Below are 15,314 nucleotides of genomic sequence, written 5' to 3' on the forward strand. Positions count from 1 at the left end.
TAACCGCACTCACTGAATAAAATTAAATATGGAAGTTATGCATGCTTGAGTACGTTAACGAATTGTGGCAAACCTTTTTGCAACGTCCCGATTTTTGGGCTGTGCTGAGTATTATCCCCGTTACCGCATTCGTTACCTGGGCACACGTTTGGATGGCACTGAAAATGGTGTTTTACCCGATTACTTTCTGGGGATTCCATTTAGGTCCATTACCCGTAGGATGGCAGGGGATTGTGCCAAGAAAAGCTGGACGTATTTCTGGCATTATTACGGATAACACATTGTCTAAATTGGGTTCCTTACGCGAGTTTTTGGATGCAATGGATCCTGAGGATATGGCGCGCATCATTGGTGAACAAGTTGGCTTTGAACTTGAGCATTTGATTGATGAAGTCATGCTAGACCGAAATGCGGTGCTTTGGGAAAACTTACCGTATTCGATTAAACGCCGTATTTATGCCCAAGCACATAAACAGCTGCCAAATACCTTAAAAGAACTCGTGACCGAACTGACCATGAACGTAGAGTCACTTGTTGACATGCGAGAAATGGTGGTGAGTCAAATGGAAGCGGATCGTCTCTTGATGGTGCGGATGTTCCTTAAAGTTGGCCAGAAAGAAATCAACTTTATTTGGCATATCAGTGCCTTGATTGGGATGTTCTTTGGTATCTTCCAAATGATCGTTTGGTTTGTGGTGCCTTGGCATTGGACGGTTCCATTTTGGGCAGCAATCTGGGGATTTTTGACCAACTGGATTGCCATCTGGATGGTATTTAATCCAATTGAGCCGCACCCCGTAAAGTATTTGCAATTATTTGAATTAACTAAAGATCGTAAATTCCCTTGGATTAAACCTGTGATTCCACGTATTGGAACGTACAATGTTCAAGGGGCGTTTATGAAACGCCAAGAAGAAGTTTCGGATGTATTCGCAAGTGTAGTCACAGAAGACCTAATTACGTTAAAATCCATCATGACCGAAATGATGTATGGCGGGAAGAAAGATAAGACCCGTCGCATTGTGAAACGTCATATTAATGAAATTATGGAATCTCCACTGGTTCGTACCTCATTACAGTTGTCTTTAGGTCCAAAAGAGTACGCAAAACTCAAGACAGACTTGATCGATCGCTCAATTGAAATTACGATGGTGCCTGTATGCGACCCTGCGTTTAATGCGAGCCGTGCACAGAAAATCTTTCAAATGTTTAGAGACCGTATTCGTGAGCTAACACCGAAAGAATTTCAAAATCTATTACGTCCTGCATTTCAGGAAGACGAATGGATTTTAATTGTCTTGGGTGGTGTAACCGGTTTTATCGCGGGTACAATACATTTGTTTGTGGCTTTCTTATAATTAGATGCTGGAAGATGATCTGAATCTTGGGTTCAGATCACTACATAGCGTCATATACAATGTTTAAAATGAGGATGTTTTTTTATGCGCATTATATTACTCGGACCACCTGGAGCAGGTAAAGGGACACAAGCTCAGTTGATCTGTAAGCGCTACGATATCCCACAAATTTCAACCGGTGATATGCTCCGTGCTGCGATTCGTGAAGGTACTGAATTAGGTCTACAAGCTAAAAGCGTCATGGATAATGGCGGCCTTGTATCTGATGAGCTTATTATTGGTCTTGTAAAAGAACGCATTGCTCAACCTGACTGTGTCAACGGCTGCATTTTTGACGGTTTCCCGCGTACGATTCCACAAGCTGAAGCGCTTGAAAACGAAGGTATCAGCATCGATCACGTAATTGAAATCGATGTACCTGACGAAGAAATCGTTCAACGTTTATCTGGTCGTCGTCAACACCCAGCATCTGGTCGTGTATATCACACCGTTTACAACCCGCCAAAAGTGGAAGGTAAAGATGACGAAACTGGTGAAGATCTTGTTCAACGTCCTGATGACCAAGAAGCAACAATTCGTAAGCGTTTAGGTTCTTACCACGCTGAAACTGAGCAATTGGTTGGTTTCTACCAAGGTCGTGCAGCTTCTGGCGAAAACGCACCGACTTATGACAAATTAAATGGTCTTCGTCCAATCGATCAAGTTCAAACTGATTTGTTCGCGATTTTAGATCAGTCTAAATAATTCAACTTTTTTGAATTTTTGACAATCAAAGAGTCCTACTGCATAGTGGGGCTCTTTTTTTATGTGGCTTTTAGGGCGAATCTGTTATGAAATTTGCTTTGGTTATAATGGTCATCATCGCTGTGGCGGTGTTATTGGGCTTATTATTTGTCAGCTTTAAAATGTTGCGTAAGGTGCAAGTGGAAGAAGCAGAGCAAGCTAAACTGAACCCTAAGCAATATCGCTTACATCCAAAACTGCAGCAAGAGTTTGATAAAAAACAGAAAGAACAAGATAAAAATTAATCATCAATTTGATCAATTGATTCTTACAAATTCCATCTAGCCCGAAATTGAAGAGATTAATCTTCAATTTGGGTGGTTTTAATCGGTCTTAATGCACCAAACTCATACTTATCATTCCAATTACATACATCAGACACGATACATTCATCGCATTTGGGTTTGCGGGCAATACAACAATAGCGTCCATGTAAAATCAGCCAATGATGTGAATCGACGATAAATTCTTTAGGAATCACTTTGACGAGTCGGTGTTCGACTTCCAGAACATTTTTGCCGACAGCCAATCCTGTACGATTACCTAAACGAAAAATATGTGTATCAACGGCCATGGTCGGTTGACCAAAAGCAGTATTCAGCACCACATTTGCAGTTTTACGACCGACACCGGGTAAGGCTTCCAAATCTGCACGATTATTCGGAACGATGCTGTTGTGCTTCTCAATGAGAATCTTGCAGGCTTTAATGACATTTTCCGCTTTTGAGTTATACAGGCCAATGGTCTTGATATATTCCTTCAGTCCGTCAACACCTAACGCATAAATAGCTTCAGGAGTATTTGCTACTGGAAAAAGTTTATCTGTGGCTTTGTTGACACTGACATCTGTGGCCTGAGCAGATAGGGTAACAGCCACTAAAAGTTCAAATGGACTACTATAATTGAGTTCAGTTTTCGGGTTGGGGCGTTGCTCACGTAAGCGTTCAAAAAAAGTTTGAATTTGCTTCTTAGTCATGTTTTTAACAGCCATGATTAAGCCCCTTGCAGTTGTGTTAATTGTTGCGTGAGGGTATGGAGTAACTCACGTTTTTTTGCATCGTCTCGAACACTCAGTTGTTTTTCTAATTTCTTAATTTGTGTACGAATTTTTGCAAGTTCAATGGTGGTTTTTGCATCGAGTTGAACGACTGGCGTAGCAGGTTTTTCCACGACTTCAATGACCGGTACTGAGTCTGTCTGGGTCGAAAATTGGGCAAAAAGTTCCGTGTCAATTTCAGCACGTACGACTGGGCCTTTACGATGAATTCTGCGCTTTTCCTCACGTTGAATATGTGCATAGTAGCGGCGACGTAAATCATTCTGTTCTGCGATTCGAGCGGCTTCAGATGGCACTTGATCAAGCTCTTCGACAAGGTCGATACAATCCACTGGACACGGTGGGATGCAGAGTTCGCAGCCCGTACATAAATCCGTCAAGACCGTATGCATCAATTTGCCTGAGCCAATAATGGCATCGACAGGGCAGGCACTGATACATTTGGTACAACCAATACATTCATCCTCACGAATCACAGCTTTAACCCGTTGCGGGCGTCCATCACTTTGGATTGGCCAAACGCTGGCTTCTGCTGTTAAGTGTGGACGATTTAATAACGCTGCTAGTGAATCTGCTACAGGTTGACCACCGGGTATACATTTATTGGCTTCTTCTCCTTCACTGATGGCTTTGGCATAGGGTAAGCAGCCGTCTCGGTGTCCACAAAGTCCACATTGAGTTTGTGGCAATAGGGCATCAATTTGTTGGATGAGGGAAATTTCAGAAGTCATGGGTAGTCGCGAGTACAAATGAAGGCAGAGAAAAATCAAAGAGGACGTTGAATTCTAGCATGTTTCAGTATGAATTACTGTGCGCAAAAATGGGTCTATAGATGCATCATAAATGAGCAAAATAATTCATTAAAATATTCCTAAAAGTAATAATATTTATAACTAAAATGCCTGAGTAATCAATTTAAATCGCTGTTCTTTAAAGAATTTAAAGATTTTTTAAAAAAACTATTGCTGATTAGTTACAAAAGATATTTAATATTTTGCGCCAAAATATATCTTTGATCAAAATTGTGATCAATTTTGATCCATACATCTGCTGAGGATTAAGTGTTGAAATATAACAGCCTTAACGACTTCCTAGACTACGTTAAAACACGTGATGAATATCAACCTGAATTTCTTCAAGCTGTTGAAGAAGTGATGACGAGCCTTTGGCCATTCATCGAAAAGAATCCACAATATGCTGACTACGGTTTGCTAGAACGTCTTGTTGAGCCTGAGCGTGCAATTCAGTTCCGTGTTTCATGGGTAGATGACAAAGGTCAAACTCAAGTTAACCGTGCTTTCCGTGTTCAATACAACTCAGCAATTGGTCCATTCAAAGGTGGTATGCGTTTCCACCCATCAGTGAACCTTTCAATTCTTAAATTCTTAGGTTTTGAACAAACTTTCAAAAATGCCTTAACTACACTTCCTATGGGTGGTGGTAAAGGTGGTTCAGATTTTGACCCTAAAGGTAAATCTGAAGGCGAAATTATGCGTTTCTGTCAAGCATTAATGATCGAGTTATACCGTCATCTTGGTTCTAACACTGACATCCCAGCGGGTGACATCGGTGTAGGTGGCCGTGAAGTGGGCTACATGGCTGGTATGATGAAAAAATTAAGCAACGACACAGCATGTGTGTTCACTGGTAAAGGTTTAACTTTCGGTGGTTCACTTGCACGTCCTGAAGCAACTGGTTACGGTACTGTGTATTTCGCTGAGGAAATGCTAAAAACTCGTGGCGACAGCTTTAAAGATAAAGTTGTAACGATTTCGGGTTCTGGTAACGTTGCACAATATGCTGCTGAAAAAGCAATGTACTTAGGTGCGAAAGTGGTTTCACTTTCTGACTCAGCTGGTACTGTATACGTGAAAGACGGTTTCACAACTGAACTTCTTGCTGAAGTAATGGAATTGAAAAACGTTAAGCGTGGCCGTATTTCTGAATTTGCATCTAAGCACGGTTTTGAATATTTAGAAGGTCAACGCCCTTGGTCAATCAAATGTGATATCGCGCTGCCATGTGCAACTCAAAATGAATTAGATGAAGCTGATGCTGAAGCTCTTCTTGCTAATGGCGTAATCTGTGTTGCTGAAGGCGCAAACATGCCATCTACTTTGGCTGCAGTTGAGAAATTCGTTGAAGCGAAAATTCTTTATGCACCAGGTAAAGCATCTAATGCGGGTGGTGTTGCAACTTCTGGTCTTGAAATGTCTCAAAACGCAATTCGTTTGGGTTGGACTTTCGAAGAAGTTGACGAGCGTCTACACGCGATCATGAAAGAAATTCACCGCAACTGCGTGAAATACGGTACTGAAGAAGATGGTACTGTGAACTATGTAAACGGTGCGAACATTGCAGGCTTCGTAAAAGTTGCTGACGCAATGCTTGCTCAAGGCGTTTACTAAGTTCTCCGTAAGTTGAACTGAAAACCGAGGCTCAAGCCTCGGTTTTTTTATGGCTTAATGGTTTGGAATATATTGGATTGTTAATTAGTGCTCATCAGGGTAAGTTGGATTTCGCTATCCATAACACTGAAGTGAAAATTTAAGGGTTGGTCGAGCAAACGTTTAAAAATGAAGCCCTGACCGATGTAACTGTGTGCTGAACTTCAGTGTACTCCCTACATCTCCTATAAAACGCAAAGTATGCTTTTCTACATCATAATTGTGGCCAATGTAATTACGGCCACTAAGAATGTCATACTGCCATCGTTAATTTGAGTGTGGTTTGGGGGGAGCGTTATTCTTTACGAGACCCGATTCTTTTGAGTTAATTGTTCTGCTTCAAAATCATGTAAATCAGTAATTCGCTGTATGCCTTTAAAAATATAGGTCTGTTGATTGCGATTCTTCAGGATGAATTCAGGCAGGGCATTTTGCTTTTGTAGTAGCTTTAAATTTACATCGCTAAAGCATTGGCTGAACATTACATCGTGATTTGAAAACTTTGCACGGCTGATTAGCGTTTGCAGTTGTGAAGATATAAAAAAACCGAGGCGATGACCTCGGTTTTTTATCGGCTGTAACTTACAACGTACCTTTTACGGCTTCACGTTCGACTGACATATCAAAAATATAGGCATATTTTGATTGGTCAGCAGCAGGGTTTTTACGTTCAAAACGTTTTACGCGAATAATTTGGCGTTCTGCAGGAGTGTGCTTAAAGCCTTCAATTTGATCGTAAAATAAAGTCCAGTCTTTATCAACTTGTGTTTTTAAGCCTTTTTCATCGTACTTCACTTCACGTACTTGTAAGCAAGTTTGTGGAGCAACACCTGTACATTGTTTGGTTTCAGGGCTGACTTCAAGGAAAATTGTTTCGCCTTGTGAGTTGTACTGGGTTTCAGGTGTTAATTTTCCAGTGAAAACCAGTTTCTCACCTGTTGCAGAAATAATCGTTAACGTTGGATTTTGTGGATCTGTGGTATTTAAAACAAAAGGTGCTTTACGGTCACTAAAGAGTGAAGATGCAAGTCCTTCTTGTTTCATCGCATTATCAGGACATGCCATCATGGTAGATGCAATGTTGCCTGTTACAAGTGTATTGTGTTCCACTTTCCATTGGGTTGACATGCTATTACAGCTGGTTGAAATACCCAAAGTGCCATTTTCTAGAAAATTTAAAACCAAAGGTTTTGGTGCATTTTCAGTGGTGGTGCTCCATTGATATGAAGCTAAAGTTTTATCAGCATTTTGTTGTTGTAATACGCTCACGGCTAAATCTCCAGCTTTTTGGATATCGCTTGATTGACATGCTGCAAGGACTAAAGGGAAGAGGGCGATCGCTAAATATTTTAATTTCATTACGCTAACTGTTCTAAGTGAATTTCAGCCTGTAGCATAACCCATTCATTTTAAAAGAATATGAATACATTCAGCTCAAATAAGTAGCAAAATGTATCCATAAATAATAATTTGTTAACTTATTAATATAAATTATGAATAAGTCAAGCTATCAAGTTTATTTCACGTTTAATCAAAACGATAAATATCCATACCCAGCGAACCCATACTAAAGCTACTGTGAACAATAGAGAAGCGGGGGCCTGCACCCATCGCAAAGAAGATGGGTGCAAAATGTTCAATGGTCGGATGGTTGCGTTGTACAAACGGGATATTTTGCCAATCGAGAACTGCATCAAAATCTTGATGAGTGAGCTTATTGACCACAAAATTACGGAATGTAGATGCCCACTCAGGCACGGTTGCTGCACGTCCATCCCAAGCCAATTCACGTAAGTTATGAGTAATACTGCCCGATCCAATCAACAGGATTTGCTTGTCACGTAAAGGTGCGAGCGTTTGTCCAATTTTATAGATCTCTTGCGCAGACATAGTCATCGGCAGCGATATTTCAATCACAGGAATGTCTGCATCAGGATACATATGCAACAACGGCATCCAAACGCCATGATCACGTGGACGAGTGCTGTTGGCATGTGCCGATAATCCTGCATTGGCAAGTAAATGAAGAATTTCTTCTGCAAGCTCTGGGTTACCCGGTGCTGGATAACGAATATCATAAAGTTCCGCAGGGAAACCACGGAAGTCATGCCAAGTTTCAGGACGGGCACTGGTACTTACTTCTAGTGCGTTACTTTCCCAATGTGCGGACATGATAATAATGGCTTCCGGTTTTGGAAGATTCAGGCTTAAACGTTCCAACGCAGGACCGACTTGCTCAGGATTGATGGCAAGCATAGGTGAGCCATGGGAAATAAATAAACCTGGAAGTGTATGTAAATTCATCGCGGTCGCCGTTGGTTGTTTAAAGGAATATGATGATCATGCACTATATTATTCAGCGTAACAATTCGGATAATTTCAACGGTTTGTTTCATTGTTGCAACGCTGTAACTGCTGTATACGCTGGATGTTAGTTCGGATTAACCCGCACGATGGTAAGGGTGATTATGATTAATACTCATTGCACGGTATAGCTGTTCGATGAGCATGACACGAACCATTGGGTGTGGCAAAGTTAGTTTAGACAAAGACCAATGCCATGCTGCTGCTTTACGTACCGCCTCAGAATGTCCATCTGGCCCACCAATGGCTAAAACCACATCATTGCCTTCAAGCATCCAGCCTTTCATGGTTTCAGCTAGTTTTTCGGTACTAAACTCACGACCACCGACTTCTAAGGCGATCAGCACTTCATTCGATTTCATGGCATTTAAAATGCTGTCACCTTCAATTTGACGGTATTTTAAAATGTCGGCTTCTGAGTCGTTCTTGCCACGCTTAGCCATAGGCAGTTCAATGATTTGCGTTTGAACAAATGGCTGAATACGTTTGAAATAATCTTCAAAACCCGTCAGAACCCATGCTGGCATTTTTTGACCGATTGTCAGAATACGAATTTTCATACAGCGCCCGAAAGTATACAAAAGAGCATTATAACGGTTCGCTTGCACTTTGTATGTTCAGACACAATTTGCAATTGAAATCGTGTTCTGCTTGCTGTTTAAATACGCAGCATAAGCAGATTAGATCAAAGATGAAAATTGGAATAATAACAATGAAAAAAACATGGCAGGACGGTAAATTATTTTTGCTCAAGCAAGCAGCAATGCTTTCAATTTTTGCATGGTGTTCATTTGCGACGTATGCCAACAATATTAGAACCGCTGAACCAGATAATTTAAAAGTCTATTTAGAACAAATTATTGGTAATGAAGCTGAATATCGTAACTATAAGAACATTCAAGAGTTAAACCGGGTGTCTGCTTGGATTCGTGAGCAGATGCGTTTATTTGGTGTGAATTGTCGTTTTCAAACCTATACCGTAAACAGCCAGCCATACCGTAATGTGGTTTGTCCCTTAAATGCAGGGCATAGCAACCGAGTGATCATTGGCGCGCACTACGATGTATTTGAGGAGCAGCATGGCGCTGATGATAATGCTTCTGGCGTTGCAGGTGTACTCGAAGCTGCTCGGATTCTTTCGGCTGAAAAAGCGCGTTTAAAACAAAATATTGAATTTGTATTTTATACCCTCGAAGAACCGCCATATTTTAGAACAGAGTCGATGGGCAGTTTTATCCATGCAAAATCGGTAGCAAAGGAAAAGGATAAAATTTCAGGTGTATATATTCTAGAAATGATTGGTTATTTTGATCCGAAAGTCACCCAAGAATATCCTGTTGGGCTGAAATGGATTTATCCATCGCATACAAATTTTATTGCATCGGTGGGGAACATTCAGTCTCGTGACTTAACCTCATCGTATTGTGCTGCGATGGAGTCATTGAAGCAACTACAATGTGAGCGCTTGATTTCACCTTCATTTATTCAGGGTGTGGATTTTTCAGACCATATGAATTATTGGCAATTTGATATGCCAGCGATGATGATCACTGATACGGCATTTTATCGTAATAAGCACTATCACACCGAGCAAGATACCTTGGATAAATTAAACTTAGACAAAATGGCTCAAGTGATCGATGGTTTGGTGAAAACCATCTTAAATTTGAAATAGCATGTCTTTAAACACATGACATAAAAAACGCAGCCCCGAAAGCCTGTGGACTGCGATAAAAGGTCATCTACCTGGAGATGTAGATGACCATCCTGTTCCAATGATCATCACGCTTTTAGACGTGATTGGAACCAATAAAGAAACATACAACGCGTATATCTCTCTACTATATATGTGGGATAGAGGGCGATATTTCAAGTAATAGCATTCAAATTTTGTAAGACTTTCTTATTGACTATTCTTAATCTTGATGTCGAATTTGAAATAGTAATCCAATCAAAAGTTGTAGCTGTTGTCTTGAGTCTTGTCATAGCGAAGGATTTGAATGAAATTTTTCGAATATTTAGTTGAAAGCATGAATGAAAAAAAGCCCTGTCGAAACAGGGCTTTTTTCTTTTATTGCGAGTTGCTAGCGCTTAGTGACGAGCAGCTTTTCCACCTTCAGTTGCTTTGACAATCGGTGTCTTTGCAAGAGGTTTAGGCATATCAACTAAGGCTAGAGGTAAAATCTCATCAATCGATTTCACTGGTTTAATTTCTAGACCTTCTTTGACATTGTCTGGAATCTCAGTCAAGTCACGAACGTTATCTTGTGGGATAAAGACAAGCTTAATGCCACCACGGTGAGCAGCGAGAAGTTTCTCTTTTAAACCACCAATGCGCATTGCACGGCCACCCAGACTGGTTTCACCAGTCATTGCGATATCTGGACGAATTGCAATGCCTGTAAAAGCTGAAACAAGAGCGGTAGTTAGGGCTAAACCAGCAGATGGACCATCTTTCGGTGTTGCACCTTCTGGTAAATGCACATGCACATCTGTTTCTTCAAAGCGAATCGCTTCAATACCCAGTTCATCTGCACGGGTACGTACAACGGTCATCGCTGTTGTGATCGATTCTTTCATGACATCGCCAAGAGAACCGGTGGTAATGAACTTGCCTTTACCTTTCACTGCTGCAACTTCAATTGTTAGTAGTTCACCACCAACAGATGTCCACGCCAAGCCGTTTACACGACCCACTTCAGCTTCTTCTTCGGCCATACCGAAGTCGAATTTGTGTGGACCTAAGTAGTCAGGAAGATTTTTCGAATTCACTTCAATTTGAAGATTTTTCGCTTTCTTGCTCACTGCTTCTTTTACCACTTTACGTGCAATTTTAGACACTTCACGTTCTAAGCTACGGACACCGGCTTCACGTGTATAACGTTGTACGATATCGCGGATGGCTTCTTCGTGAACGGTTAATTCTTTCGCACGTAGACCGTTGTTCTTGATGGCTTTTGGAACAAGGTAACGTTCAGCAATATTCACTTTTTCATCTTCGGTATAACCCGGTAGACGAATCACTTCCATACGGTCAAGCAAAGCTTCTGGAATATTCATGCTGTTTGCAGTGCAGATGAACATCACTTCAGAAAGGTCTAGATCAAGATCTAAATAGTGATCATTGAACTTACTGTTTTGTGATGGATCGAGGACTTCAAGCAATGCTGAAGCAGGGTCACCACGGTAGTCTTGCGCCATCTTGTCGATTTCATCGAGTAAGAACAGTGGGTTCTTTACGCCAACTTTTGTCAAAGACTGCACAATTTTACCGGGCATCGCACCGATATATGTACGACGGTGACCACGAATTTCAGCTTCGTCACGCACGCCGCCAAGCGCCATACGGACAAATTCACGACCAGTCGCTTTGGCAACAGATTCACCGAGTGAAGTTTTACCAACACCTGGAGGACCAACTAAGCACAGGATTGGACCACGAAGTTTTTTCACACGTGATTGAACAGCAAGGTATTCCACGATGCGGTCTTTCACGTCGTCTAAACCATAGTGATCGGCATCAAGAATATCTTGAGCTTTCGCAAGGTTAATGCTGACTTTGCTGGCTTTGTTCCAAGGCGTATCTAAAATAACTTCTAGGTAGTTACGCACGACAGCAGCTTCGCTTGAAGCAGGTTGCATCGCTTTTAGCTTGCGGAACTCATTTTCAGCTTTTTTACGTACATGTTCAGGTAAATCGGCTTCAGCTAGACGTTTTTCAATTTCTGCAACGTCATCTTCAGCACCGCCATTCATGTCAGAAAGTTCGCGTTGAATGACCTTCATTTTTTCATTTAAGAAGTATTCACGCTGATTCTTTTCCATTTGGCGTTTTACAGAATCATGTAAGGTTTGCTCAATTTGCTGTTCTTCTGACTGTTGTAATAAGTAGGTCATGAGTTCAGCTAAATGTGCTTCAAATTCATCATGCTCTAAGAATTTTTGTTTGACATCAATATTCAAAGGCACGCGTGTTGCTACGAAGAATAATAATTGCAGTAAATCATCAATTTTATTGGCTGCTGCAATCAATTCACGTGCATTACGCAGTTTTGCTTCTGCATATTGAGCAAATAAGGTACGTAATTCTTCGACACGGTTATTCTGAGTTTCTGAGTCTACAGAAACCGTCATTGGGCTTAATGAATGCTCGGCAGTCAGGTAATCATCGGCATCGATAATTTTTTCTAGCTTGGCACGATATAAGCCTTCAATCAGTACTTTTATACAGTTTTCATCATTCTCATGATTCACAACTTGCACAATCTTCGCGACAGTACCGTATTGATATAAATTGTCGTGATCAATTTCTTCTGTAAGCGAATCTTTTTGTGCAACTACGAATACAAGATTGTCACTGTCACGTGCGACATTGACTGCATTGATCGACTTTTCGCGACCCACAAACAGTGCAATTTGCATGTGAGGATATACAACCACATCTCGTAGCGCTAAAAGCGGTAATACGCTCGGAATTGTAGTTTCCAAGCTTTCTTCATTCATAATAATCTCAGACATGGGCACTCCTAATGAGTGACAACGGTGTTGCCATGTTTTTTATAGTGATGTGTATTTTTTAAATTACAAGGGTCATGCCAATTAAAATGTATAAAAAATGACTAAATATGTGATTTTTAAGTGTAACTCAGCGTCAAAAATATCAAATTAACGTTTGAAACTTAAAGTTTGAGATGGGCTGATAAAGCCATCTAGCGGTTGATCCCATGCTTCTCGGACTAAGGGGTCTTGGATGAGTTGAAAATCGTGACCAAGTCCTAAACGGTAGGGTATAGAGTGAGCTGTTGCTAATGTTTTATCGTAGAAGCCACCCCCCATGCCAATACGTGTGCCGTACTTGTCGCAAGCGAGCAAGGGCATGATTAAAAGGTCAAGATGAGAAACATGCTTCCCACGACTCGCCATAGGCTCTTTCATGCCGAGTGGGTGATGAGAAAAACGTTTGTTGATGTATTGATGTCGTGAGATTTCAACCCAAACCAGTTGCTGATTCATGTTGCAAATCATGGGTAAATACACTTTTTTTTGATGAGTAAAACAGTAGTGGATGAGCTGTTTAGTGTGAATTTCACCGAATGCATGTAAATACACGCCTATATGCTGACTGCGCTGAAAATGACTGAGTCGGATTAAACGCTGTAGGACCTGTTGTTCAGCTTGTCGTTGGGCCCATAGGTGTAGGCTACGACGCTGCTTGCGGAGTTGTTTGCGAAGGCTGGTGGTGCTCAAAGTCATGATTCATTTCAAAGTAGCACAAAATTCTCAAGGCATTTTAACGTGTTCAAGCTTAAAAGTCCGAAAAAATAGGTTTTATCTTTTCTTGTAAAAGCGTCCTTAAGAAGCGGTCTGCTCAATGAATGTGTATCTATTTTCCCCCCTCTAATCTTGTTTAAGCCAATGATTTCATAGTTTGAATTTTTGGCTTATTTCGATAGATCAGTAGATGTGCATAGGGAAGCGTAAATTTTACTTAAAAAACAGAAATAAGGAATTAAAAAAAGCAGGGCATAACCCTGCAAATAGAGTGAGACAGCCTTTATTTAAGGCAAAAGGATAATTAACCAAGTAAAAAAAATAATTGCTAAAGCGACAAATTGAGCTGCACTTCCCATATCTTTGGCAATTTTAGAAAGTGGATGCTTGTCTAAAGATACCCGGTCGACCACGGCTTCAATGGCAGAGTTGAATAACTCAACAATCAAGGCAAATAAACACACCACCACCATAAGCGCATGTTCAGCACGACTGACATCGAGAAAACAACTGGTGGGAATAAGCACCATATTCATCCAGACAATTTGTCGAAATGCAGCTTCATTTTGATAAGCAGCTTTGAATCCATCGAGGGAATATTGCGTTGCATTTAAAATTCGTTTAAGTCCAGATTTACCTTTAAACGGGGAAATTTCACTCATAGCACTGTACAGACGTATAGATTTAAAAACTGGCGAAAATATAACATGCCAAGCTTAAAGTTTTCTTGCATTCAGTTTTTATTTTATTGGGCCTAAAAATTTAAGGGGATTTACATAAGCCTGTATCAAGTTAGTGCTATGTTTATTCATTATTAGACTTAAAATCTGCCTGAATTTCAGGCACAATACAGGCGTTTAAATTTTTTAATTTTGAAGCCTTTGCTTCATTGCATGAAATAATAAAAGTGATATAGGTCAACAATGAAATACTTTAGTTTTGCTGTGCTTGCAGCAACACTTTTAACCAGCCAGGTTGTCAGTGCAGAGCCGGCAGTTATTCAAACGGAAATCAAAACGAATGTGACTCAGCCCATGGGATTTTATCCTTTCCAAGTGGGTGCGTATAAAGTCATTGCTTTAAAAGATGGGACACTCGAATTAAGTCCTGATTTATTTAAACAAAATTTAACACCAGAAGAAGTTCGCGCTTTATTCCAAAAGCTTGCTGTTGATCAGAGCAAAGGTATACAAACCAGTGTCAATGCCTACCTGATTGATGATGGACAAGGCGGTATCAGTCTTGTTGATAGTGGTGCAGCCAGTTGTTTTGGACCGAACTTAGGTTCTATTGCACAAAATATTGAAGCAGCTGGCTATAAGCTTAATCGTGTACGCAGTGTTTTCTTAACTCATTTACATCCTGATCATGCATGTGGCATTGCGAAACAAGGTAAGGCTGTGTTTCCAAATGCAACGGTCTACGTCAATGAACAAGAAAGTCAGTATTGGTTAAGTGAAAGCACCGTCAACACTTTAGCTACCGAAAAACGTGAAGGTTATTTAGCGACCGTTGTGAAAATTAAAGCTGCGATTGCGCCATATCAAACCATGCGGAGTTTTAAGACCTTTAGCGTTGGTTCGGTGATTAATGGTTTAGAGGTTTTACCGAGTGTTGGACATACACCGGGGCATTATTCTTTTATCTTAAAATCACAAGCTAAAAGTTTTGCTATCCTCGGCGATGTGGTTCATTCCTATCATTTACAGTTTGAACAACCAAAGTTATCTGTCGATTTTGATGTCGATCCGGTCAAAGCCAGTGAAACTCGTTTAGCAATTTTTAAACGTTTTGCTCAAGAGCAAACCTTCGTTGCATTTGCACATTTACCATTTCCGGGTATTGGTAAAATTAGTGAAATGAATGATGGTCAGTTCCGTTGGAACCCGCTAAATTTAGCTCCGACAGCTCCGACAGCTCCGACAGCTCCGACAGCTCCGACAGCTCCGACAGCTCCGACAGCTCCGACAGCTCCGACAGCTCCGACAGCTCCGACAGCTCCGACAGCTCCGACAGCTCCGACAGCTCCGACAG

Annotated in this window: 13 protein-coding genes and 2 pseudogenes; 7 read left to right on the forward strand and 8 right to left on the reverse strand. The window is 40.9% G+C overall.

Going from position 1 to position 15,314, the window contains the following annotated elements; all coding sequences use genetic code 11:
• The first annotated feature begins 41 nt into the window (after window positions 1-41).
• The 3 genes from FTU36_RS04465 (at window position 42) to FTU36_RS04475 (ending at window position 2,386) form a co-directional block, all read left to right on the forward strand.
• Entirely contained in the window at window positions 42-1,358 is a 1,317-nt protein-coding gene (locus FTU36_RS04465) for a hypothetical protein (RefSeq protein WP_168378316.1), read from the forward strand.
• An 84-nt stretch (window positions 1,359-1,442) separates the two neighbouring features.
• Window positions 1,443-2,102, forward strand: a complete 660-nt coding sequence (gene adk, locus FTU36_RS04470; protein ID WP_078189866.1) for an adenylate kinase — start codon at window positions 1,443-1,445, stop codon at window positions 2,100-2,102.
• An 86-nt stretch (window positions 2,103-2,188) separates the two neighbouring features.
• Window positions 2,189-2,386, forward strand: coding sequence for a hypothetical protein (locus FTU36_RS04475; protein WP_078189865.1), 198 nt, complete (start codon window positions 2,189-2,191; stop codon window positions 2,384-2,386).
• A 56-nt stretch (window positions 2,387-2,442) separates the two neighbouring features.
• Here the strand turns inward: FTU36_RS04475 and nth are convergent, their stop codons facing one another.
• Window positions 2,443-3,132: an endonuclease III gene (gene nth / locus FTU36_RS04480; protein WP_180020700.1), complete on the reverse strand. Its 690-nt coding sequence runs from the start codon at window positions 3,130-3,132 to the stop codon at window positions 2,443-2,445.
• 2 nt (window positions 3,133-3,134) lie between these two features.
• Window positions 3,135-3,929 (reverse strand): RnfABCDGE type electron transport complex subunit B, encoded by a 795-nt coding sequence (locus FTU36_RS04485; protein WP_180073237.1) that lies wholly within the window; start codon window positions 3,927-3,929, stop codon window positions 3,135-3,137.
• A gap of 330 nt (window positions 3,930-4,259) precedes the next feature.
• Here FTU36_RS04485 and gdhA point away from each other — a divergent pair, with 330 nt between their 5' ends.
• On the forward strand, window positions 4,260-5,606 hold the full coding sequence (gene gdhA, locus FTU36_RS04490; protein WP_354667291.1) for an NADP-specific glutamate dehydrogenase: 1,347 nt from the start codon (window positions 4,260-4,262) through the stop codon (window positions 5,604-5,606).
• Between the two features lie 621 nt (window positions 5,607-6,227).
• Here gdhA and FTU36_RS04495 read toward each other — a convergent pair.
• The 3 genes from FTU36_RS04495 to rlmH all read right to left on the reverse strand — a co-directional run bounded on the left by FTU36_RS04495 (window position 6,228) and on the right by rlmH (window position 8,569).
• Window positions 6,228-7,004 (reverse strand): META and DUF4377 domain-containing protein, encoded by a 777-nt coding sequence (locus tag FTU36_RS04495; protein WP_180040690.1) that lies wholly within the window; start codon window positions 7,002-7,004, stop codon window positions 6,228-6,230.
• 168 nt (window positions 7,005-7,172) lie between these two features.
• On the reverse strand, window positions 7,173-7,949 hold the full coding sequence (locus tag FTU36_RS04500) for a dioxygenase (protein WP_180055791.1): 777 nt from the start codon (window positions 7,947-7,949) through the stop codon (window positions 7,173-7,175).
• Window positions 7,950-8,086: 137 nt separating this feature from the next.
• Complete coding sequence (rlmH, locus tag FTU36_RS04505; protein ID WP_078189858.1) at window positions 8,087-8,569, reverse strand: 23S rRNA (pseudouridine(1915)-N(3))-methyltransferase RlmH; 483 nt, start codon at window positions 8,567-8,569, stop codon at window positions 8,087-8,089.
• Window positions 8,570-8,772: 203 nt separating this feature from the next.
• Here rlmH and FTU36_RS04510 point away from each other — a divergent pair, with 203 nt between their 5' ends.
• Window positions 8,773-9,684: a M20/M25/M40 family metallo-hydrolase gene (locus FTU36_RS04510; RefSeq protein ID WP_180073246.1), complete on the forward strand. Its 912-nt coding sequence runs from the start codon at window positions 8,773-8,775 to the stop codon at window positions 9,682-9,684.
• A gap of 416 nt (window positions 9,685-10,100) precedes the next feature.
• Here FTU36_RS04510 and lon read toward each other — a convergent pair whose 3' ends face one another.
• The 3 genes from lon to FTU36_RS04525 form a co-directional block, all read right to left on the reverse strand.
• Window positions 10,101-12,527, reverse strand: coding sequence for an endopeptidase La (gene lon, locus FTU36_RS04515; RefSeq protein WP_180055790.1), 2,427 nt, complete (start codon window positions 12,525-12,527; stop codon window positions 10,101-10,103).
• Between the two features lie 147 nt (window positions 12,528-12,674).
• On the reverse strand, window positions 12,675-13,262 hold the full coding sequence (locus FTU36_RS04520; RefSeq protein ID WP_180116876.1) for a 5-formyltetrahydrofolate cyclo-ligase: 588 nt from the start codon (window positions 13,260-13,262) through the stop codon (window positions 12,675-12,677).
• Between the two features lie 305 nt (window positions 13,263-13,567).
• Window positions 13,568-13,942 carry a diacylglycerol kinase gene (locus FTU36_RS04525; protein ID WP_078191329.1) on the reverse strand — a complete coding sequence of 125 codons (375 nt, stop codon included), beginning with the start codon at window positions 13,940-13,942 and terminating at the stop codon, window positions 13,568-13,570.
• 372 nt (window positions 13,943-14,314) lie between these two features.
• Between FTU36_RS04525 and FTU36_RS04530 the strand changes: the two are divergent.
• Together FTU36_RS04530 and FTU36_RS16690 are read left to right on the forward strand one after the other, a co-directional pair.
• Window positions 14,315-15,046, forward strand: a pseudogene (locus FTU36_RS04530) (MBL fold metallo-hydrolase); the annotation flags it as partial.
• Between the two features lie 132 nt (window positions 15,047-15,178).
• Window positions 15,179-15,314 (forward strand): annotated as a pseudogene (locus tag FTU36_RS16690) (hypothetical protein); the annotation flags it as partial.

It is taken from the genome of Acinetobacter sp. YH12096, from assembly GCF_013419215.1.
GTDB classification, from domain to species: Bacteria; Pseudomonadota; Gammaproteobacteria; order Pseudomonadales; family Moraxellaceae; genus Acinetobacter; species Acinetobacter amyesii.